Genomic DNA, 21,717 nt, shown 5'->3' on the forward strand with positions numbered 1-21,717 from the left:
AGCAATCAGGCTGGCCTCCGCCAGCTCTTGGGTCAGCGCTACGGCCAGCCTGATTACTGCCTACCGTGGGCGTCCATCGCCGACCTTACTGCAATGTTGCGGACGGCGCAGACTGTCCAGATAAGGCGACAAGCTCTTCAAATGCATAGGCTTTGTCGCCGAAGCGCTTGCCGAAGGTGCGAGCGAGTCTGTCGGCATGGCCCGACCAGTGGACTGTCTCATGGCACCTTGTCGATGCGTACAGATCCATGCTGCGGAACGATGTCCGATTTGGCATCTGGATATAATCAAAGGTCGGCGTGAAGTAGGCTTGGTTGCCGCCATGGCGCACATCGGCGGGGATGCCGGCGAAGAAAGCATCGATTGCCGCCTGGCGGAGGGAGGGCGCCACCGGCATCTGCGGCTCGTCTGGCGCATAGAAATAGGCGGGCAGCGCATCGATCTGGTCGGCGTTGAAGACGATGTAATGGCGAAGGAAGCGGATGTTGCGCTCCACCTCCTTGCCCGTTTCGGGATGCTCCTCCAGCTTCTTGAACGAGGAATAGTAGACCGAGATTGCGCCGGTTTCGCCGCGCCGAACATTGGCCCCGAGCGCCTCGGCCTGGCGATAGGTCATCCAGAACCGGGAACGATATCCCATCGCGTCTCCGAGCGCCCATAAATAGAGCGTGTTGATCCCCGTGTACGGAGTCCCGCAATGACGGAGCGGCCGACCGCCGCCGCCGCTTATGCGCCACGGCCTCGACCACGGTGGGACGCCTTCCTCGAGCTTGCGGATGATGAGGTCCGTGATTTCCGCGGCAACATCGCGGCTGGATCGCCGAGAGACTGGCATGGCGGGGACTCCCGAGTGGAGAGGAAAAGGAACCGCCGACGCGGGAAAGCACGCCGGCGGTCAGGACATCCAGAAGGCGAGGCTTCAGGCCGCGAGCGCGCCTTGTTCGTCAGCGTGCGGTTCGAGCCCCGTTTCGCTCGCTTCAACCGCGTCGACGGTCTCGGCATCGTCCGGCTGTTCGCCGGCACCCTCCTCGAGGTCGAGATCGTCGACGTCCACCTGGTCGCGGAACCTCATCGCGTTCGGTACCCAAGCGAGCGCCGTATCCCGAACTTCCGGCTCGACGATCGCCTCACCTGCGAAGAGCTTCGCGCAGGACTGCGAGATCTCCGTCTTCTTCATGGTGGCGTGACGGGCGGTCAGCGCGGCGCCGCCGACTTCGGCGAGCAAGGTCAGGATCGAGCCCTTGCTGACGCGGTCGAAGAAGTTCTCCGAGGTCGGCCGCCACCAGCTTGCGACGTCGACTCCCATGATCGTCGCGAGACGGTTCTGAAGCGGGCACTGATCGGCACGGTAGCTCGGCGCTTCGAGCGACATCGCGACGATATAGGCGAGCCAAGCCGCCTTGCCGTCGTCGTCAAGCGCCCGGAACGCCTCGAACCGCTCGACTTCGCTGCTGTGCTCCGTCCAGACCGCGTCGAGCCCGTCATGGGCTTCGGCCAAATAGGCTCGGGCCCGCGTCGACGGCAGCTCGCCCGATACCGGATCCTGAGGGGAGCGGGCGCGAATGGTCGAGCCGTAGGCGGCGGAGCTGCTCATGCGGTCGTCGATCATGACGAACAGCGCATAGTCGAGCGCGAGCGCCGGATGGCTGAGCAGCGTCGCGGCCAAGACGTCGCGGCGCTGCATGGCGAGCTCATCGTAGAGGCGCGCGCTGAGCGGCTTGCCTCCGGGGGCCACGGCCTCGGGACGAGGGACTGGAGCGGCGCCTTCCCGGCCTCCCCCGGTGGGACGACCGATCGTGACGCTATCCTCGCCTTCCTTCGCCTCGTCCTCGGTGCCGCCGACCCGCACCGGCTCCTCGCTATAATATTCCGTGTCGAGTACCATTGCGCCCTTGGGCGTGAGCTTGAGGAAAGCGCCGACTTGCGGCCGCAGCTCATCGGGCAACGTGGGCGCCACGTTCCGGATCGCATAATCCTCGTCGGTGAGCGCGTCATATTCCTGGTCGAGGGCCTTGCAGGCATCCTCACCGATGGAATCGTCGGCCATCTCCTCGGAAATGGCCTGTTGCCGCGCCGAGATTTCTTCGAGCCGGGTCTCCTGCTCCTCGGTGAGTTCGGGTGCAGGCAGGATGACGCGATAAAGACCAGCGGCGGCGCTGTGCGTGAAGTTGGACGCGATCGGGCGGATCCATCCAAGGCCGAGTTCCTCGCCGACGCGCTTGGCTTCCGCCTCCATGATGTCCGCGGCGAGCCGCTGCGCGATCTCGGGATTGACCCACTTGTCGCCGCTGTCGCTGAAGAGATCGCGATCGACCTTGCCGCCGGCTTCCGCGTAGCGGTCTTCGCCCACCAGGATGGCGACGGGATCGGTCGAATTCATCGTCTCGTTGGCGATGACGCGGCGGATGGTGTCCGCGTTCGAATAGCTGCTGCCGTAGCTGCTCCAGACGAGGAGCTGTTTCTCCTGGTTCTCGGTCGATGCATAGGCCTTGGCGACGTCGAGCGTGATTGAGCCCTCGCTCAGCGCTTCGAAGATCGGCTCGGCCAGGGTCGCGAGGCGCAGGCGACCTTCGACGAACCGGCGGGTCAGGCCGAAGCGCTTGGCAACGCCGTCGATGTCGCCCTTGAGGCCGATGAAATACTGGAACGCGCGGCATTCCTCGGCCGGCGTCATCTTCAGCTGATGAAAGTTCGCCGCGGTCGAGGTCTCCGACAGCGTGGCTTCGTCGCCGACCAGGACCTTGACGGGAACATCGTAAGTCTCGGGGTCGATGACGCCGCGCTCGACGAGCATCCGCAGACCGCGCAAGCGGCGCCCGCCGTCGAACACCTCGAAGGTACCGCGCGGCTTCTTCAGCGGCGTGACCAGCAGGTTCTGCAGGACACCCCGCGCCTCGATATCGGCCGCCATCTGGGGGATTTCGAGCAGGTCGTCGGGCCGCTTGCGGACATTGATGGGCGAGAGCGTGAGCTTCGCGAGCTTAACGGAAGTGGTCATGGGAAGAGCTCCATCTGGCGTCCGGATCAGCCCGAACACCAGCTTCGCTTCCCCCTTCCCTCTCTCGAGCTTCAGGACTCCAACGACCCGGACACGGCCGGGAGCCGAGCGTCCGTTTGACGCTGATGCCAGGTACGACCAGACAAGGGCATCCCCCTAGCCAACTCGGATCGGCTCGACACCGTTCGTCGAGGATTCAAAGGGCGCGTAGTAGTCATCCGGGCTCGGCGAAAATCTGGGCCAGAAGCGTCTCAGCCGAGGCCATCGGCACGAAGATGCGGGTGCGGTACTGGATCACTTCGGTGAAGCAACCGATGGATTTGAGCCAGGCCAAGCGGTCATATGGGCAACCGACGAGCTCAATTCGCGGTGAACCGTTGACGACCGACCGCTTGATCGTGAGCGGAAACGGATGGGAGACGTCGATGCTGCGCCCGGCCGTCACCGCCCTGACCACGGCATCGGCCGGCAGTGTTTCGGACCGATCGATGCCCAGCTTGGTGAAAAGCTGGGGCACATGATCGTCGAACACCAGGCGCCCGAGCCAGGACCGCCCTTCCCCGTCGACGATGCGGTTGACTGCCATGTGATCGCTCGGCAGCGCCGACCAGATCGGCAGGAGCAGGCCCGTTGCGAGGCGGATGGTCTCACTGTCGACGGTCTCGCGTGCGATCTCGACTTCCGCTGACCATTCGGTGCAAAAGGCTTCGCGGTCGACCTCCTCCCAGGAGGATTCGTAGAGATCATCCTCGCGCATATATTCGTTGCGCGTCGGCCGCATCATCTCGACGCGCGGGATCGGCGTGCCCTCCTTCTCCTCCATGAGCGATCGCGCCCGCATCCGCAGCGCCGCCTTGCCCGACTTGCGGTTGATCATGAAGCCGGCGCTTCCGTCGCCATCGGCGATCCGCAGGATGCGCTCGAGCGAGACGGGATTTCGGCGCCGCGCGATCTCGATGGTGAGCAGATGCGAGGTGGCGCCGGTGCGCGCGTCTGTGCGCAACACCACGTCATCGATCAGCGTCGCCTTGTCGACCAGGATCGTTTCGACGCCGACATCGAGGCGCCCCGCTTCGCGCGCGGCAGACACGCGCGTTTCAATCAGGGAAAGGAACTCGTCGAAGATGCTGTTCTGGAGCGCGATCGGCAGCGCGAGGATGCGATTGAGCCAGCGCTGGATCGGTGGCATCTCGTCCTTGAGGACACCGTCCTCGTTGGCCAGTTCAAGGCCGGTGCGATGCTGGAAATCGTCGAGTGTGGTGCTGGAGAGCTTGCCCGCAGCCAGCAGGTCGAACCAGGAGAGAAGCGCGGCGCAGGCATATTCGCTTTCGAGGTTGTCGGCGGGATCGAACAGGCCCTGCCCGCCGGTCTGGCGCTGGCCGCGCGTGAGCGCCCCGAGGCTGTCGAGACGCCGTGCGATCGTACTGGTGAAGCGCAGCTCGCCCTTGCAGTCGGTGGTCACCGGGCGAAACAGCGGCGTGGTGGCCTGATGCGTGCGATGGGTCCGGCCTAGCCCCTGGATCGCGCGGTCGGCGCGCCAGCCCGGCTCCAGCAGCAGATGCACGCGCTGCTCCTGGTTCGCCACGTCGAGCGAGGCATGGTAGCTGCGCCCGGTGCCGCCGGCGTCGGAAAAGACGAGCATCCGCTTCTTGCCCGCCATGAACGCCGCGGCTTCGGCTTGGCTCGTGCGGGCCGACCGGTTCTCCAGTTTCTGCCGTCCATCGCTCGCGGTGATGAGCCTTTTGGTTCGGCCAGTGACCTCCGCGACATTGTCGTGCCCGAAATGCTCGAGCAGCGCGTCGAGCGCCGACTTGATTGGCGGCATCGCGCAGAGCTTCTCGATAAGCGCGTCGCGCGCTGCCTGCGCCTCGGGATTGTAGACCGGATGGCCGTCCTCACTCACCATCGGCAGCGATCGCGGCGTGCCGGTGTCGTCCTTGAAAACGCGCATCTGGCGGGTCGGAAAGGCGCGTTCGAGGTAGTCGATTATGTACTCCCGAGGACTCAGATCAATTTCCAAGTTCGCGCGCTCATCCGGCGAGAGCTCGCCCAGCCGCCGGTCGAGGATCGATTCCGCGGTCGTCACCAGCTGGAGAACGACCGATTGTCCACCGGCCAGGTGCGCCTTCACCGCAGCGATCACGGTCGGAAGCTTCATGCTGAGGAGAAGCTGGCCGAAGAAGCGCTGCTTGGTGGATTCGAAGCGAGATCGCGCCGACGCCTTGGCCCCGCTGTTGAGGGTCGCATTTTCGATCCCGTCGACCACGGCCGTCAGTTCGAGCGCATGTTCCATGTTGCGGTGAATGATGCCCCAGGCGTCGGCATAGGCATCGTAGATCGCGATCTGCTCGGAACTGAGCTCGTGGCGCAGAATCTCATATTCGACGCCGGCGAAGCTGAGCGCCCTCGCCGTGTAGAGTCCGAGCGCCTTGAGGTCGCGCGCGACCAGCTCCATCGCCGCAATGCCACCCTTGCGGATGCCCGAGATGAACTGCTCGCGATTGCTGAAGGCCGTTTCCGGGCCCCAGAGGCCCAGCCGCACCGCATAGGCGAGATTGTTGACGTCGGACGCCCCCGTCGCCGACGCATAGAGGACGCGCGCGCCGGGAAGATGGTTCTGGAGCAGCACGCCGCAGATTCCCTGCTGCGAGCCTTCCTTCTTGCCCAGCGCGCCCTCGCCACCGGCGACCCCGCCCATCTCATGGGCTTCGTCGAAGCCGATCACGCCCTCGAAGTCCTCTCCCGCCCAGTCGATGATCTGCTGCAGCCGGCTATGATCGCCACGCGCCGAGCGGAGCGTCGGGTAGGTGACGAAGAGCACGCCCTGTTCGAGCGGGATCGCCTGATCGATCTTCCAGTTGGCGAGAGGCTGGATGTCGGCGGCGAGGCCGCCCAGCGCGGTCCAGTCGCGGCGCGCGTCTTCGAGCAGCGCCTCGTTCTTCGAGATCCAGATGTTGCGCCGGCGTCCGGCGAGCCAGCTGTCGAGAATACAGGCCGCGACCTGCCGCCCCTTCCCCGCCCCGGTGCCATCACCCAGGAAATAACCTTTGCGATAGGCGCGGCCGTCCTCGGCATCTTCGAGCCCGACGCCCTCTTTGGCGGGCCTGAACTTGCCCGGCAGGAACTGATCCCAGGCGTGGCCGGCATAGACCACGGTCTCAAGCTGCGAGGCTGAGAGCAGGCGCTCCGATACGGTTCGTTCGGGAAGATTGGGGACATAGGCCGGGATAGGTGCCGCGATCGAGCCCATCGCGACGGATTCGACCAGCGCGGTCGGATGCTCGCCGGCGGCATCGAAAGCGATGCGGCTCGGACGATAGGGAAGATAGACGCCCACCTGTTCGAGCAGCGGCGCAGGCGTGTCGAGCGGCATATAGTCGACCGGCAGCACGTTGTTGCGCACGGGAGCATGATACGGACGGGGCTGAGCGCGGCCGCTTTTCATCGCTCGGAACAGCGAAGGACTGCTCGACCGCTTTGGTGCCGGTGCCGAGGGTGCGCCAAGGGGCCCGCGTTCGTGGATGGTGAGAGCGCTGATGAGCTCGCGGATGGAGCTGCGCTGGATCGTTGCGGGGATGGCTGTGCCGGGCATCTTGTCGATGACAAAGAGCCTGACGGCGATCGACGTGCCATGCTTGAGATAGCATTTCTCGAGACGCACGGATGTCCGGACGCTGACGTCGCGCAATGTCGTCTCGAAGAGATCGCGCATCCGCGCATTGGGCCCGAACCAGTCGGGCATGATCGCGACCAGCCGTCCGCCGATCTGCAGCCGCCGCAGCGCCGCCTGGAGATGGCGCACCGCGGCGTGGGCGTCCGCGCCCAGTCCTACCGAGCGGGAAAAGGGCGGGTTCATCAGGATGAGGTTGGGGCGCGGCGCATCGGCGAGGGTCGAGTTGATCGTGGCGCCGTCATGTCCGGTGACGACCGCGTCGGGAAAGACGTCGGCGAGCCGCGCGCGGCGGGCGGGCGCATATTCGTTGAGCTGGAGCGCGGAGAAGTCGCGGCAGTGTGCTACGAGGAGACCGTTGCCGGCGCTGGGTTCGAGAATGACATCGCCGGTCTGGACATTGGCGAGCAGGACCGCGACCGCGGCGAGATCGACGGGCGTCGAGAATTGCTGCCATTCGATCTGGTCCTCGCTGCGCACGGTCTGGGTGGGCAACCGGTCGAGCAGGTCGCACGCCGCCGCGACATCGCTCAGCGAGCCGAGCGGATAGGGCCTGAATTGGAGGTAATGCGCGAGAACGTGCTCCAGGATTTCGAAGCTGTCGCGCTGGGTCCAGAGGCCATCGGCATCCGTTCCGCCATAGCCCTCGACCATCGCGGCGTTGAGGTCGGCGCGGGTGATCGGCTCGGTCGAACGCAGACGATCGACGAGAATCGTGGCCGCGCGGCGCTCGGCCGCGGTGGTGGTATCGAAGAGATCGGACATGGTGGGGTCTCCGGACTGGCTGCCCCATCGGCAGCATCAATCCTTCGCTCCCCCTTCCCTTTGACTTCTCCGCCGCGGTGCCCGACCGCGCCGGCTGCACCCATAGGGTGGCAGACGCCCTGCCGAACAGCGCGCCGCGTCAAGGTTATTGATGTTTCAAACATCAAAACTCGCATCTTAACGATGCAGGCAAGCGTTTCGTATAAGGATAGGGCCAAACGATGGATCATGCCGATCGGACGGCAGTCCTGTGGGAGTTCGCCTTGCCTGGCCGGTTCGCGTCACCGTTCGATCCCCAATCTCTCGATAAAGAGGAGCGGAGCAGCGATGACACCGACACGCGCGCTCCGCGTGCTGGTGTCGGGATCCTACGCCGGCTGCGCTGGCCACGTCGATCGGGCGGGCGCCGCGCGGCCTGATGAGCACACCATCACACGCCTGCATTCCCACGCGTTCCGCAAGAAGGTAATCATGGTCATTTTCGCGATCATCGTCGTCTCGATCCTGCTGCTGATCCTGTGTTTCGCGGTCACTGTCGCTGGGGGACGCGCGCATGACCGGCAAAACGCGCGCCGGAAAAACGATGACAGATAGCGGCAGCCTGCTTGCCAACCGGGCATTCGTTCAGAGCGCGTTAGAGGGATGTGCTCAGCTCGAGTACGCGTGCCCAATCCTTGATGCGGGGCGGCGGCGGCATCCGCTCGATCACGAGACCGGCCCTTGCATAGGCGTCTTCGGCAAGATCGGCGGCTCGGCGACCCTCAGCATCATTGTCCTGCGCAAGAACGAGCGTGGTGACGTGCTCCGGTAGCAGGATCTGGTTGAGGCGCCGCGCGCCAAGGCTCGCCCAGCAGGGAATCGCATTGAGCAGCGTGAATGCGCGTGCGGTCTCGAACCCTTCGGCGAGCGCAAGCCTGCCCTCCTGGGTCCCGCCGCATTGCCATGCCCCCCGCAGCGGCCTGCCGAGCATCAACTTCATGCGGTAGCGCGCCGTTTCCGGAACGAGGAAGATCCGCTGCACCGCCGTAAGCGTCCGACCTTCCCGCACGGCCACGAGTAGGGCTGGATGATAGGTGGTCCAGGGACGCGGTCGATAAGGGCAGCGCGGATGGAAACGCAGGTCGCCAGGGATCGGCAGCAAGATACGGCCGCTCAGATAGCGCTCGGCCAGGGTTCCTTCGACCGGCAAGGCTTCGTCCCAGAGACGTAGCGCATTGCCCGCGACCGTGGTCGGCGTGTCGGTGTAGGCGAAACGGCGGCTGATCGGTATCCGGCGCAGCTCGCGAAGCACGTCCTCCCGGCTGCAGCCAGCAAAGCAGGTCACCAGGATTCCCCGATCCCCCTGCCTGATCGACAGGCTTGGTTCCCGGTCGGCATGGGCGGGGCAAAGGCACATGGCAGTACGACCGTGCCAGCTGCCTCCGAGGCTGCCGACGAGATCGATGAGGTCTTGGGTTGGTCGTATCGCGGTGAGAGCCATTGATCAGCTCCTTTCACCAGCGGGTCTCCCCCTCCCCTTTTTCAGAGCGCCAAAGATCGCACATGGGCAGCATTGAGGATGGTGGAATGTCGGAACGCCAGGCTCTTGGGCGAAAAAGGCGCTCAACCATCGAACCACGCTCCTCAATTCATGTCGTGCGTGCAAGGATCAGGCGTTTCCCCACGGTGAGTCGCAAGACATCGATTTGCGCGTCTTGGGCCTGCGCGATTCGGACGAGGTTCGTGATTGGGATCGCTGGTGGCTGCGGTCTTCTTTGGATAGGGGCTCGCGGAAATCTATACGCCGCGCCGCATGGCATTTGTGAGTATTGCCTGCCGTGTGTAGATTTTTGGGGTTATTTCGGCTGCTGGACGCGTCCTGAAAGACTCAGCCGTTCTCGGGTCTGTACCGGCTCGTTGACCCGCAATGGCACCAATTTGACTAACCACCCTCAATTTGGCATAGTTGTCCCGAATTATGGTCATTTCAGGGTCCGTTTTCACGAACCCCTGCCAAATATTGCTGAGAAGGGGGACATCACGATGCTTTCGGGTCAGATTCTCGACGCGATGATCACCTCGTGCGAGAATGCCAAAAGCGTGCTTCGCCAGGCGGCGATCGACCCCTCCGACCGGAAGACCTTGAACATCTCCATGGGCGCTACGGTCGCCGCGGAATTTCTCGGCCGCACGCCTGAGGCGTTGTCCAAAGCGGAAGCGCGCGGGCGGCTTCCCGCGCCCAAGACGGCGGCCAATGGACGCCGTTTCTATACCGTTGAGGACCTGATCGCGATTCGCGAGGCCCTGGGTATCAAAATGGGCAAATTGCCCGAGGAACGGGCGGTCGTGCTCGCCACGCAGAACTTCAAGGGCGGGGTCAGCAAGACCACGACCGCCAAGCATCTTGCGGATTATCTCGGTCTGCGCGGATACCGCGTCCTAGTGGTCGACTGCGATCCGCAGGCCTCCATGAGCGTGATGTTCGACGTCAATCTCGAAGCGCTGGTCGACGAAACGCACACGCTATCAAACTTCCTGTCGCCGCGCATCGACGAGGCCGATTCGCTCCGCAAGACGATCCAGAGGACCTGCTGGCCGAATATCGACATCTGCCCGGCGAACCTCGGATTGCAGGATACCGAGTGGGAGTTGACGGCGACGATCGAGGAGGGTCCGACGGCCATCGCCGGGGCTTTCCGGATGCTGCGGATCGGGCTGGAAGAGGTTCGCTACGACTATGACGTCGTCATTCTCGATCCGCCCCCGGCAATGGGGTTCCTCGGCGTCAACACGCTGACCGCGGCTGATGGCTTGTTGATTCCCGTTCCCGCGAGGCAGCTCGACTATCTGTCGACCATTCATTTCATGCAGACCTGCCGTGAGGCCATGGAACTGGTGTCGAAGTTCGATTCTTCGATCGACTACGGGTTCATCCGGATCGTCTGCACCATGTTCCAGCCCAGTCGCACCAATGAAGCGCAGATGTTGCAGGTCATGGAAAAGACCTATGCCGGGCAGATGCTCTCGACACCGATCCTCCTCTCCGAAGAGGTCAAGAACGCCGGGCTCTCAATGTCGTCGATCTACGAGATAAACAAGCCCTATGGCTCGCACCAGACCTACACGCGTTGTCGGGACAACCTGAACATGGTGTTCCGGGAGATTGAGAAGGATATCTGCAAGCAGTGGCCGTCCCGGATGGCGCAGCTTGGCACCGATCGGCTGACGGAGGCGGCATGAGCAGCGCGGGCGGCAAGCGACGGAGTCTCCTGACAAACGCCATCGAGAGCATCGGCACGACGCCGGTGCCAACCCCGATTGCGAAAGACGATGGCCAGGACCTCGCGGTCCAGGAATTGCCGGGCGAGGAGCCCGCTGCCCCGTCCTTCTTGGAGCGGCGCGGCATCGCGTTCGATGAGATCGCCCGCACCGTCAAACGGCCCACGATTCGCCTGAAGCCCTCGGAATGCTCGATCTGGCGCGGCAACGCGCGCGATTACGCGGCGCTCAGCTACGATCGTTGTTCCTCGTTGATCGAATCCATTCGGGAAGAAGGCACGAACCGCGAGCCGGTGGTCGTTCGCCGGACTCCCAATAGCGATCGGCCCTACGAGCTCATCGTCGGAACGAGGCGCCATTTCTGCGTGTCCTGGCTCCACGCCAACAACCACTCGGAAATCGAGTTGGTGGCGCGGATCGAAACGCTCGACGACGAAGGTGCCTTCCGGCTAGCGGACCTTGAAAACCGCGAACGGGAGGATGTCACCGATCTCGAACGCGCGCGCAACTACCGTCATGCCGTCGATGCCTATTATGGCGGTGTCCGGACGCAGATGGCTGACCGGCTCGCGATCCCCAAGCAGAACCTTCACAACCTCCTGCAGCTCTCGGAGCTCCCGGACGAAGTCGTTTCCGCCTTTGCTGATCCAGGCGATATCAAGGTTCGTCACGGCATGCGCCTGGCGCCTCTGCTGAAGGACGAGCGGCATCGCGATGGCATCGTTGCAGCGGCGATCGAGATCGCGGCTGAGCAGGCCGCCTTGCGTAATGCCGGTGCCGACCGGATCGAAGGCAGCAAAGTGTGCGAACGCCTTGCCGGCGCAGCGCAGCCGACCAAGGCGCAACCGGCTCGCAGGGCAAAGGCGGCTCTGACGATGGCCGGCGGTGCGCAGATCGGGCAGATCCTCGTCGACACCAGGGCCAAGGGGATTACGGTCAATATCAATCCGCGCGGCGCGGCCTCGATCGATGAGATCCTCGAGACCCTGCGGCCGGTTTTGGAAGCTGCGAAATTCACTCGGTGACGACGGACGGATTTAGGGATTATATTTGTAAAACAATCAGTTAGATGAGAGTAAAACGTGTTTTACTCCGCCCAGGACATGCGATGCCAAAGAACGCCCGCGAAGACGGTCAGGTCGACCTCTTTCTTCCTCAGCTCACGACGCTGCCCCTCCGGGACCAGCGCGAGACGATGGAGCGGCCGTTCTTCTCTCTGTCCAAGCGCAAGCGCCTGAAGCCGATCGATTATGTAAGCCCCGACCGGAAGATCACCGTGCATGTCACGGCGAACTCGGAGTATGGGCTGGCGACGATCTACGATCTCGACATTCTCATCTACTGCGCGTCGGTGCTCATCGAACACAAGCGCCGCGGAACGAACGACATTCCCCAGACCCTGCATGTCGTGCCCTATGACATGCTCCGGACGCTTAAGCGCGAAGTTGGCGGGCGCGCCTATGATCTCCTCGGCAATGCGCTCGACAGGCTGCAGTCGACGACCGTCAAGACGAACATCCGCTCGGGAGACTCGGTCGAAACGACATTCTCCTGGATCGATAGCTATAGCCAGCTGAAGGATCGCACGGGCAATATCCGCGGCATGCGGATCACCCTCGCCAAATGGTTCTATGACGGCGTGCTCATGGAGGGCGGCGTCCTCGCGATCGATCCTGCGTATTTCTCGCTAACGGGCGGACGCGAGCGGTGGCTCTATCGGGTTGCCAGGAAGCATGCCGGCGGCGCTGGTTCCGATGGATTTGCCATTTCCATGCCCACCTTGTTCGAGAAATCCGGCGCTGAAGGCGACTACCGTCGGTTCAAGTTCGAGATGACCAAGATCGTGAAAGAGGATTCCCTACCCGGTTATTCGCTCGAGCTGGAATCGCGGGATGACGCTGAACCCTTCCTGCGCATGGTCCGCCGAGACCTGTCCCAGGAGGCAGTAGGAACCCCCTCCCCTGCCCCGGTCCCCGCGCCAGCTTCCAAAACCGTGTTGAGCAAAGCTTCGGCCGACGAACGGGAGATCGTCTTCCCTGACGGTCATATTGCGCACACACCGTTCGGCGCGATCGCTCGCGCCAACCTACCGAGCCCGCAGCGAGACTACGGCCTGGTGGCCAGCGACTTTCGTGCGTTCCTGCGTCAACGCGAGATCGCCTACAACGCCAAGAACATCACCCAGATATTCGCGACGTTCTGCTCCAAGCAGCGCCCTGCCCTCTAGGTCAACAGCCGCAGACCGTGGAACTGCCCGACCGACCGTTCCTGTAGTACCGCGTCAAACCCGCCGGCATCGCGGCTGACCAATCACCCTGCCCGGCGGCCCACCCTCACCTGCGGATTCTCCGCCCGATCCGTACGCCGTGATCGCAATAGGGTCCTCGCAATGGCGACGGTCAGTGAGACGTCCAGCGCCCGGCACTCAGAAATCTGAAAGCAGAACAGCACAACAGAGCGCGACCGCAAGATATCGGTATATTGGGAACGCGCGCCAGACGCCTGCAAGACGCGCCGAGGCCGGATCAGGCTGCACGACGTCAATGTTCAGGCTCGCCCGACGGTCACGGGAGCCACGCCGAGCGGGCGGGTAGGGGGCCTCTCCATGTTGACCAACAGATGCGCAAGGCCCTGAGCGCAAGGCCGTTCCTGAAATACCGTGAGAATGCCCCACACTGGCGGAGCCGGCGCCCAACTCCGTTGCGGGGCCACTGGAATAGCCGTTCCCCAAGTACCGTGTACGGCCCGATGAATTCGGTCCAAAGGCCAGGAGGGCGCCCGAACGGCCGGACGAAGTCGCTGCCGGCACGCACCTATGAGCCAGTCTCGCGCCATCGATTTAACCAAACGGCGATGTCCTACAGCGGCGAAGCACCCCAGAGGGCACCTCGGCGTTCCTGAAATACCGTGGCGAGTCGCTATTGCGAATCTGGGGTCGCCGAATCGATCCGTAAGCCGCTAACCCGCGGACGCAACCGCCCGCCAAATGAGGCAATCTGAAATAGCCTGAACGCTGGAAAAGACCCTGTTTTCCGGTATATAGGTCCCGGTAAAACGCATTTTACTCACAGGACAGCACGAGCCGAGGCACGGTATTTCAGGAACGCAGCACGGTACTTTGGGAACCGAATCACGGTTCAATGGGAACGGATAGCTAGGTACTTCGGGAACGGCCGAACGGTATTTTAGGAACGGGGCAATGCGCGCGACTCGTGATGAATCCGTGAGTCGCAGGCAAGCCGTCCACAGGCTAACTTTTGAACCTTAGAGTCTAAACGAAGTAACGCCGCCTGCGGCGCTTCCTCTCTTTGAAAGAGATTCAAGAGGGAAGGGGAAACGAACTCGGAAGGCTGCAACACAAGCGAGAGCATCATAGCAAGGCCGGTGGTGACGAATTCCAACGATGGTAGCGCCAGCCTGAAGAGTGTTTCGATTCGTGGCTTGACCGGATCGCGCGGCGCCACGACACCTCGCGCAGAACCTTGTTCCGCTATTTCGATTTCGATACCGATCCGGAAGATTATGATCCGGCGCGCGGCAAGCTCGACCTGCCGACGTGGCATCATGCGGCCATCGACGAACTCGTTACCGGGCTGGGATGGGCAGTGAATATCGGCAGCGCTGCGGTGATGGACGGTTTTTCCGCGTGGCCCGCGCATTGGTTGTTGCCACCCGCCCTGCGCCACTATGGGTGCGCATGCTGCTGGTCCGGCATGCTAGCCGAAGGGCGGTCGCTTCATATCGCAAGGAATGAATATCGAGCGCCAACTTGTGGTGTCACGAGCATCAATTGCCCTTGTCGGTGATGCCGGCATCCGATGGGTCTCGCCGCGATGACAGGCTTGCGACGTCGCTGGCACGCCTCGATAAGGCCGCGCGCGACTTGGCGCGTGCGGTGCGCCCGACGGGGCGGTCCGATCGGTCGCCATGCGGCGCGCGATTACGGACATGGCTTGTTCGGCTTCATAGGCAGCTCATTGGTGCAAAATTGGGTGGATGACGGTCGGCGTGGCGCGCTCGGCATGTAAATTTGCCCTGAGAAGCCCGTACAGCGCGATTTGAGGCCCTTGCTATAGTCGTGCCTGGCTCAGTGTCGTTTTGGCGCTGTAAGGGGCATTTGCGGGGACGCGATTTTCGCCGGATTTCAGCTTTCGCCGTCCGATCGATCGTCTCGATCGTCGTAGCGCGCCAGCAGGGCGTCGATCTGCGCGAGCGCGGCATCATAGTCCTCGAGCGCCTCACTCGAAAAGTGGCCCGGTTCATCGGTCAGCGCGGATGGCGCAAGGGGCGCCCGAGTGTGCGTAACCGAATAGAGCTTGACCCCCGACAGGGTTTCGATGGTCAGGTCGCCTGCCTGCGACAGGGCGGCAAGCATGGTCCGCACCCCGAGGCGGGTGGCGCCCAGCACGGCTTCGATCTGGGACGAACGCAGCGGGCCAAAGCCGGAGAGGAGGCCGTAGAGTTGCGGGGCACGTGAACTCGCGCGCTTCCCGCTATAACGATCGGCGAGGTCTCTGCATATGTCGCGGGCCTCAACCAGAAGGCTGTTGAGGTGATTCAGGGCATCGCGCAGCGCTTCGGACTGAACGATGGCGGCATGTGCCGGTTTTTCGTCGACGTCGGCCGCGCGCACCGTATCGAGCCGGATCAGGCCGTTCAGCGGCAGTACCGCACTCAATGCGCCGGTGGCTCGCAGATGGGCGGCAAAGGCGTATTCGACCGCCCAGCGCGGCGAGGGCGGCCGCGCCCGCTCAATCGCCACTTGTCGCCCACCGAGCGTGATCGGCTCGATTGCACGCTCGGCGGGGGCAAAGCGCGGACTTTGGCCGATGGCGCGGTGGAGGGCGGCCAGGGCCGCAAAGGGGAGGGGGGCCGGCTCCAGATCTGCCACCAGCGCCGCGGCCTCGTCGATGGCGGCCAGCGCGGCTTCGACGGCCGGATGGTTGTCGAGGTCCCGCAGGGCCAGACAGGCTTTTTCAAATCCACGTGCCGCGTCCGCCAGCGGCGCCCAGCTGCTGCGGGTCATCTCGGCGAGCAGGGTGGTCACCAGAGCGCGGGGGGCGAGGGCGAACTGGAGCGGTTCGTCGGAAAGTGGTACAAGCCCCGCGAACCAGGCATGGAAGCGAGCGTCGGTGAACGCATGCCCTTCCTGCCGCAGCGCCGAGATCAGCGTCTCGCGAATGAGACGCGCAGCGAGGATGGGATATATGTCGGGCGGACACCACGTGAGGGCGGCATCAAGCTGACCGAGGGCGCGGGCCGCGTGCACCTGGGTTGCGCACAGCGCCTCGATATCCGCGGGGGAGGGCGGTTCATCGGGTCCGTAACACGGAAAGGCCAGCGGTGAGGTCATAAAACCCCGTCAAATCAATGCGCTCTCAGATATGTATAGCAAGCAAGCAATAACTATACAACCAGTCGGATGCTTTCGGATATTAACCCTTGATAATTGCAGTTATCATATATGCGGAATTGACGCCGTTCTATAAGGTGCGGTACAGCCAGCGCCGATGAATGACGCAGCGCACCTCGACGACAACGCCCGGATTGCGGGGGAAACGGAGCCAGCGCCACCAGCGGCTGCCGACGATCTCTCGTGGGCAGTTGTACAAATGCGCGCGGGCGCGCGTATCGTCGTCAACGAAGGCCTGCTCGCCGCCTATCAGGCCGCTTCGTCACCGCACAGCATCCGTGCGCTCAAATCCGACCTCGAGGCGTTCGACCGCTGGTGCCGACGCCACAGCCGCATCGCGCTGCCGGCAACGCCCGAGACGGTGGCGGACTATCTCGACGCGCGGGCAGGGCAGGGGGGCAAGCCGGCCTCGCTCGGCCGTTACAAGGCGTCGATCGCCAAGATCCACCAGCTGCTCGAGCTGAAGGATCCGACCCCGGCGTCGCTGGTGAAGCTGCGCCTGCAGGCGATCCGTCGGCGGCTCGGCACGGCGCAGACCCAGGCGCGGCCGCTGCGGTTCAAGGGACAGGTAGCCAACGTCGAGCGCGACGAGCCGCGCGGGCTGAATGTGCGGGCGTTACTCGAAAGCTGCGCGGAGGATCTGCCGGGCCTGCGTGATCGCGCTCTGCTCTCTGCCGGCTATGACACCGGGCTACGTGCCTCGGAGCTGGTTGCGATCGAGGTCGATCACATTATCGAGGCGATCGATCCCGACGCGCGTTTGCTCAGCATCCCGCGCAGCAAGGGCGACCAGGAAGGGGAGGGGGCCACGGCCTACCTCAGTCCGCGGACGGTGCGGGCGATCGCGGCCTGGGTGGAGGCGGCCGGGATCGAGGCGGGGCCGGTGTTTCGGCGTGTGAACGTGCGGCGCTATAAAGCGCGAGCGGCTGTGCGTGGTCGGCGGATCGACAGCATCTCCGGGCGGGAGGCGTGGGATTTGCGCAAGACGCTGTCGAAACGGGCTGTGCCGGCGCGAGTGGAGTATGATGTGGGGGAGGGGGCTCTCCACCCCGCGTCGGTCGGGCCGATCTACCGATCGATGATCCAGCGGGCATTCGATGCTGCCGCGCTCACCGATTTGACGACGGATGATCTGGCGCGCCTGCTCAAAGGCGTTAGCGCGCATTCCACACGCGTGGGGCTCAATCAGGACCTGTTCGCGAGTGGCGAGGATCTTGCCGGCATCATGGACGCGCTGCGGTGGAAATCGCCTAGAATGCCGCTTGCCTATAATCGTAATCTTGCAGCGGAGCACGGGGCTGCTGGACGGCTCATGGCGAAGATTGGCTAGGTCTGGTCGTTTGTCTCAAGTATTCGGCCATACCCGCGCCAGACACGCGAGCTTGTCGGCCGCGGGGCTCAGCGGCGTTTTCAATCGGGTGTCAGCGCGAAGCCCCGAAGTTGGAGACTGGCCAACGTCGTGAGCGCGGAATCATTGATCGCCGCGCCGGATGTCACCTGATCCGGCCTTATCTTGTTGCCGACCATGGCTTGGCTGCACACACGGACCGACACACCGGCATTCTGGAGGTCCACAATAAGCGCGACGTTCGGATTGGCAGCCACGTTCATGCGCGCCGCATATGGCGCGCCACGCAGGACGAGCGGGGTTGCGAGGCCATGGATGATTACGACGATGTCGCCAGCGGCCGGGCGCACCTTTTCAGCGCCCAGCAGGTTCACGAAGCGTGCAACTTTCTCAAGGCTCAGGTTAATTGGTCGGGAGAGCTGGCGGCCCTGATGATATTGAACAAGACCCGATAGCGGAGTGTGGGATCGGGACGCTCGGCATCGCTGGGCACGGCCACTATACAGCCGAACTGCGGGATAACGGGTTAGATGCGATCTGTTGGTGCGGCCAGCGATGTCCCGCCCGTCAGCGTCGTGGCCGCGAGTAAAGCATGGTAAAAAGCTCTTTTCAACAATGTTGCTCTCCTCTTGAGCAACAGAGGCTGCATGAGCGCTGTGAAAACTAGGCGACACTGAACTGGCCCATCATCCCGTTATCCTCATGTTCAAGGATATGGCAGTGGTACATGAAGGGAGCGCTTTTGGCCGGATGATCGAAACGGATGAGAAGCTCTACGGGCTCCTTCACAAGCACAGTGTCGCGCGGCCCCTGATCAAGAACATCGGGCTTACCGCCGTCCCGACTAAGAACATCGAAGTGGACGCCGTGAATGTGAACCGGGTGGCGCATCAGTTCACCAGACACCTCCCATATCTCGGTGGAGCCAAGCTTCACGGTCTCATCGATGCGATTCATATCGAATGGTTTGCCGTTGATCGTTAGGCCTCCACCTCCGCCGCCTGACCCCATCATGCCGCCCATACCCATGTTCAGGACGAGGCGGCGGCGGCGCACCGCCTTGCCAGCGTCGGGCCGGGCTCGTGATGCCAGAAGGGTTGGCACCGCCCCGCTGGCACGAGCCTGTCCCAAGGGTCGTGGCTCAAACCGCAGCACGGTCGCGGGCGCGTCAGCATTAGCCCTGCCGGCGCTACGCCCCATCATACCCATCCCGCCCATCATCGAGCTGTTGGTGTCTGCCGCCGTCACAAGCGAAGCGGGTCTGCCGTCAGTAAAGTCGACGAGAAGCTCAGCACGCTGTCCCGGGGCCAGGGTTATGGCTTCAAGCGCCACTGCCCGTTCGAGCAGCCCCCCTTCGGTGCCGATCCAATGAAAGCTTCGTTGGTCACTGAACGAAAGTTCGTAGATCCGAGCGTTCGATGCGTTGACGAGCCGCAGGCGGACCAACCGGTTTGGGACCGCAGCCAAAGGGTTCACCGCGCCGTTCACCAGGATCGTGTCGCCGCGCCGCCCCTGCATTGCGACCATCATGCCACCCGGCATGACAAGGCGACCGCTTTCAAACTGGCGATCCTGGATGAGCAGCGGCAGATCATCCACGCCATATTCCGAGGGCAAGCCCAGACCCTGTTCTTCGTCGTCGGTTACCAGCAATGCCCCGGCCAAGCCTGAATAGACCTGCTCGGCCGTCAACCCATGGACGTGCGAGTGATAAAGGAGCGTCGCTGCTGGCTGCCGGATCGGGAGCGTAGGTCGCCAGGTCGCTTCTGGTGCGATGATCTGGTGAGGGCCTCCGTCCAGTTCTCCGGGAATCAGAAGCCCGTGCCAATGCACAGTCGTGTTCACCTTCAGTCCGTTGGTCACCGCAGCCGCCACGTCGTCGCCGCGACGCACCCTGATCGTCGGTCCGAGATAGCTGCCATTGTACCCGAGCGTGTCGCTCGGACGGCCGGGATAAAAGGAGGTCGTGCCCGACTGGACGCGTAGCGCGAACGAGCGATTGGACCGCGCGTCCAACAGCGGTGGCATCGGCAGCAGGTTTTGCCCGCCGTCGCCGAGAGCTGAAGTGGAGCGCGAACACGCGGCGGTGGCAAACAACGCGGCTCCGCCAGCCAAAAGCGAACGTCGATCGAGCATCAAACCTGATCCAACGCGCGGGGCAGCTCGGCTGCGTCATTAGTTTTGGCACAATAGTAGCTCACGGCGGCTCCTAAACTTGATTCAACACCTATCCATCATATATGTTGCATATAAGATTCTTGGAGGGCCGGTGTCACTTTTTCTCGCAATGTCTCCGGAGCTTCTGGAGAAAAAGGCCGGCGAAGCGGAGGCGTTTCTCCGTTCGCTGGCGAGTCGGCACCGGCTGATGATCCTGTGCAGCCTGCTCGGGGGGGAGTTGTCGGTTACCGAACTGGGCGAACGCCTCGGACTGACGCAGTCCAATCTGTCCCGCCATCTGGCCACGCTGCGCGACGAGGGACTGGTAGGAACTCGGCGCGCGAGAACCACTATCTACTACCGGATCACGTCGGAGCGCGTGCTGCCGATCCTTACTGAGCTCTACAAGCTGTTCTGCGCCGATGGCGACGTCGAGGAAGGTGCATCCTGACGATGGAGGGTTTTACCCCATTTTCGGCCATCCTGGGCGGTGCGCTTATCGGCTTCTCGGCCTCGCTCCTGTGGATCGCCAATGGGCGCATCGCCGGCATCAGCGGCATCGTCGGCGGCGTGCTTGCGCCCGTTCACGGCGATGTGGCGTGGCGCGGGATGTTTCTGGTCGGCCTGATCGCTGCGCCCTTGCTCTACCGCGCGGCAGGGGGCGTGCTCCCAAACCTCGCCACGCCGGCGCCCCTCATCGCCGTGATCGCAGCCGGCCTCCTGGTCGGGTTTGGGACACGGCTCGGAAGTGGCTGCACCAGCGGCCACGGCGTCTGCGGGATCGCCAGGCTTTCGCCCCGGTCGCTTGCTGCGACCGCTATCTTCCTCATCACGGCGGCGGTGACTGTGTACGTCGCCCGACACATCATTGGGCTATGAGAAAATGAAGAAGCTGCTCGTTGCACTGGCCTCAGGGTTCATTTTCGGCTTGGGTCTGATCGTCTCGGCCATGGTCAGTCCAGGCAAGGTTCTGGCGTTCCTTGATGTCACCGCACCGGCCTGGGACCCAAGCCTGGCCCTGGTCCTGGTATCAGCGGTCATCGTTTCAGCGTTGGGATTTGCGCTCGGCCGAAGGCGCGAGGCCCCGCTTTTCGCCGCTACGTTTAACGGTCCATCGAACCGCTCCCTGGACGGGAAGCTCCTCTCAGGCGCGGCTCTGTTTGGCATTGGATGGGGTCTCGTCGGATACTGCCCTGGCCCTGCCCTGGTAGCGTTGAGCCTTGGGGCACCGGCGGCGCTGGTGTTCGTCATCGCAATGCTCGTCGGCATGGGCCTCTTCGCTCTCCTCCAGCGCCACCAGGCGGCCGCGGTGGGAGCTAAGCCATGACGCCGGTCGATCTCCTCACCCTCCTATCCGGTGTGATCGTTGGCTTCACCTTGGGCGTGATCGGCGGCGGCGGCTCGATCCTTGCCCTGCCATTATTGCTGTACGTCGTCGGCATGAAGGACCCGCACGTGGCGATCGGCACGAGCGCGCTGGCGGTCGCCGCCAACGCCTTCGCCAACCTGGTCCAGCACGCCCGGGCGGGAACCGTGAAGTGGCCCTGCGCCTTGGTTTTCGGGGTATCGGGTGTCGCCGGAGCCCTGATTGGCTCGACCCTGGGCAAGATGGTGGCCGGTCAGCACCTGCTGGTGCTATTCGCGGGCGTCATGATCGTGGTCGGACTTTCCATGCTGCGCGGCAAGTCTGGCGGCGGGGACCCGGACGTGCGGATCACGCGGCCGATCGCTGTCCGGCTCGTCGTGATCGGGCTTCTCGCCGGCCTGCTGTCAGGATTCTTCGGCATCGGCGGGGGTTTTCTGATCGTTCCCGGCATCATGCTCGGCAGCGGCATGCCTATCCTCAACGCGGTCGGTTCGTCGCTGTTTTCCGTGGGGGCGTTCGGCTCGGCGACAGCCTTCAACTACGCCCTGTCAGGGCTCGTGGACTGGCGCGTGGCCGGCTTCTTCATCGCAGGCGGGGTCGGTGGCGGCATCGCCGGCATGAAAATAGCCATCCGGCTCGCCGACCATAAGGGCCTGCTCACCCGCATGTTCGCTTTCGTCCTGTTGGCCGTGGCCACCTACATGCTGTTCCGCAGCCTGGGCGGGATCGGCACCTAACCACC

Annotated in this window: 16 protein-coding genes and 1 pseudogene; 10 read left to right on the forward strand and 7 right to left on the reverse strand. The window is 63.5% G+C overall.

The features are described from left to right. Positions 1-91: 91 nt before the first annotated feature. From EWH12_RS16595 to EWH12_RS16605, 3 genes and pseudogenes are all read right to left on the reverse strand, one after another. Positions 92-835 (reverse strand): annotated as a pseudogene (locus tag EWH12_RS16595) (ArdC family protein); the annotation flags it as partial. Positions 836-919: 84 nt separating this feature from the next. Then, the gene (locus EWH12_RS16600; RefSeq protein ID WP_017183287.1) at positions 920-2,998 is read right to left on the reverse strand and encodes a ParB/RepB/Spo0J family partition protein; all 2,079 of its coding nucleotides are present in this window, start codon (positions 2,996-2,998) and stop codon (positions 920-922) included. Positions 2,999-3,212: 214 nt separating this feature from the next. Further along, positions 3,213-7,433 (reverse strand): strawberry notch-like NTP hydrolase domain-containing protein, encoded by a 4,221-nt coding sequence (locus tag EWH12_RS16605; RefSeq protein ID WP_129927276.1) that lies wholly within the window; start codon positions 7,431-7,433, stop codon positions 3,213-3,215. 327 nt (positions 7,434-7,760) lie between these two features. Here EWH12_RS16605 and EWH12_RS16610 point away from each other — a divergent pair, with 327 nt between their 5' ends. Beyond that, positions 7,761-8,027 (forward strand): hypothetical protein, encoded by a 267-nt coding sequence (locus EWH12_RS16610; RefSeq protein WP_017183335.1) that lies wholly within the window; start codon positions 7,761-7,763, stop codon positions 8,025-8,027. Between the two features lie 40 nt (positions 8,028-8,067). On the opposite strand, the gene EWH12_RS16615 is transcribed toward EWH12_RS16610, so the two are convergent. Then, entirely contained in the window at positions 8,068-8,913 is an 846-nt protein-coding gene (locus EWH12_RS16615) for a DUF7146 domain-containing protein (RefSeq protein WP_026002420.1), read from the reverse strand. Between the two features lie 542 nt (positions 8,914-9,455). On the opposite strand from EWH12_RS16615, the gene EWH12_RS16620 reads away from it, so the two are divergent. From EWH12_RS16620 to EWH12_RS16635, 4 genes are all read left to right on the forward strand, one after another. Continuing rightward, a complete protein-coding gene (locus EWH12_RS16620; protein ID WP_017183333.1) occupies positions 9,456-10,652 on the forward strand; it encodes an AAA family ATPase in 1,197 nt (398 codons plus the stop codon). Further along, positions 10,649-11,716 carry a ParB/RepB/Spo0J family partition protein gene (locus EWH12_RS16625; RefSeq protein ID WP_017183332.1) on the forward strand — a complete coding sequence of 356 codons (1,068 nt, stop codon included), beginning with the start codon at positions 10,649-10,651 and terminating at the stop codon, positions 11,714-11,716. Before EWH12_RS16620 ends, EWH12_RS16625 begins: the two co-directional genes overlap by 4 nt. Positions 11,717-11,799: 83 nt before the next feature. Next, a complete protein-coding gene (locus EWH12_RS16630; protein WP_017183331.1) occupies positions 11,800-12,918 on the forward strand; it encodes a replication initiator protein A in 1,119 nt (372 codons plus the stop codon). A 1,255-nt stretch (positions 12,919-14,173) separates the two neighbouring features. Further along, positions 14,174-14,497, forward strand: a complete 324-nt coding sequence (locus tag EWH12_RS16635) for a hypothetical protein (RefSeq protein ID WP_017183330.1) — start codon at positions 14,174-14,176, stop codon at positions 14,495-14,497. A gap of 338 nt (positions 14,498-14,835) precedes the next feature. On the opposite strand, the gene EWH12_RS16640 is transcribed toward EWH12_RS16635, so the two are convergent. Further along, positions 14,836-16,044, reverse strand: coding sequence for a hypothetical protein (locus EWH12_RS16640; protein WP_017183329.1), 1,209 nt, complete (start codon positions 16,042-16,044; stop codon positions 14,836-14,838). Positions 16,045-16,303: 259 nt separating this feature from the next. Between EWH12_RS16640 and EWH12_RS16645 the strand changes: the two genes are divergently transcribed. After that, positions 16,304-17,434: a tyrosine-type recombinase/integrase gene (locus EWH12_RS16645; RefSeq protein WP_422917741.1), complete on the forward strand. Its 1,131-nt coding sequence runs from the start codon at positions 16,304-16,306 to the stop codon at positions 17,432-17,434. Between the two features lie 80 nt (positions 17,435-17,514). Here the strand turns inward: EWH12_RS16645 and EWH12_RS22710 are convergent, their stop codons facing one another. Beyond that, the gene (locus tag EWH12_RS22710; protein WP_232016439.1) at positions 17,515-17,826 is read right to left on the reverse strand and encodes a DsrE family protein; all 312 of its coding nucleotides are present in this window, start codon (positions 17,824-17,826) and stop codon (positions 17,515-17,517) included. A gap of 289 nt (positions 17,827-18,115) precedes the next feature. Next, on the reverse strand, positions 18,116-19,588 hold the full coding sequence (locus EWH12_RS16655; protein ID WP_088182558.1) for a multicopper oxidase family protein: 1,473 nt from the start codon (positions 19,586-19,588) through the stop codon (positions 18,116-18,118). 133 nt (positions 19,589-19,721) lie between these two features. On the opposite strand from EWH12_RS16655, the gene EWH12_RS16660 reads away from it, so the two are divergent. From EWH12_RS16660 to EWH12_RS16675, 4 genes are read left to right on the forward strand one after another with little or no spacing between them, the layout of a single operon-like run. Continuing rightward, positions 19,722-20,060 carry an ArsR/SmtB family transcription factor gene (locus EWH12_RS16660; RefSeq protein WP_232016448.1) on the forward strand — a complete coding sequence of 113 codons (339 nt, stop codon included), beginning with the start codon at positions 19,722-19,724 and terminating at the stop codon, positions 20,058-20,060. A gap of 2 nt (positions 20,061-20,062) precedes the next feature. Continuing rightward, positions 20,063-20,488, forward strand: coding sequence for a YeeE/YedE family protein (locus tag EWH12_RS16665; protein WP_088182546.1), 426 nt, complete (start codon positions 20,063-20,065; stop codon positions 20,486-20,488). A gap of 4 nt (positions 20,489-20,492) precedes the next feature. After that, positions 20,493-20,936 (forward strand): DUF6691 family protein, encoded by a 444-nt coding sequence (locus tag EWH12_RS16670; protein ID WP_129927278.1) that lies wholly within the window; start codon positions 20,493-20,495, stop codon positions 20,934-20,936. Beyond that, entirely contained in the window at positions 20,933-21,712 is a 780-nt protein-coding gene (locus EWH12_RS16675; protein ID WP_088182544.1) for a sulfite exporter TauE/SafE family protein, read from the forward strand. Before EWH12_RS16670 ends, EWH12_RS16675 begins: the two co-directional genes overlap by 4 nt. Positions 21,713-21,717: the final 5 nt, after the last annotated feature.

Origin of the sequence: Sphingobium cupriresistens (assembly GCF_004152865.1) — a bacterium.
GTDB classification, from domain to species: domain Bacteria; phylum Pseudomonadota; class Alphaproteobacteria; order Sphingomonadales; family Sphingomonadaceae; genus Sphingobium; species Sphingobium cupriresistens.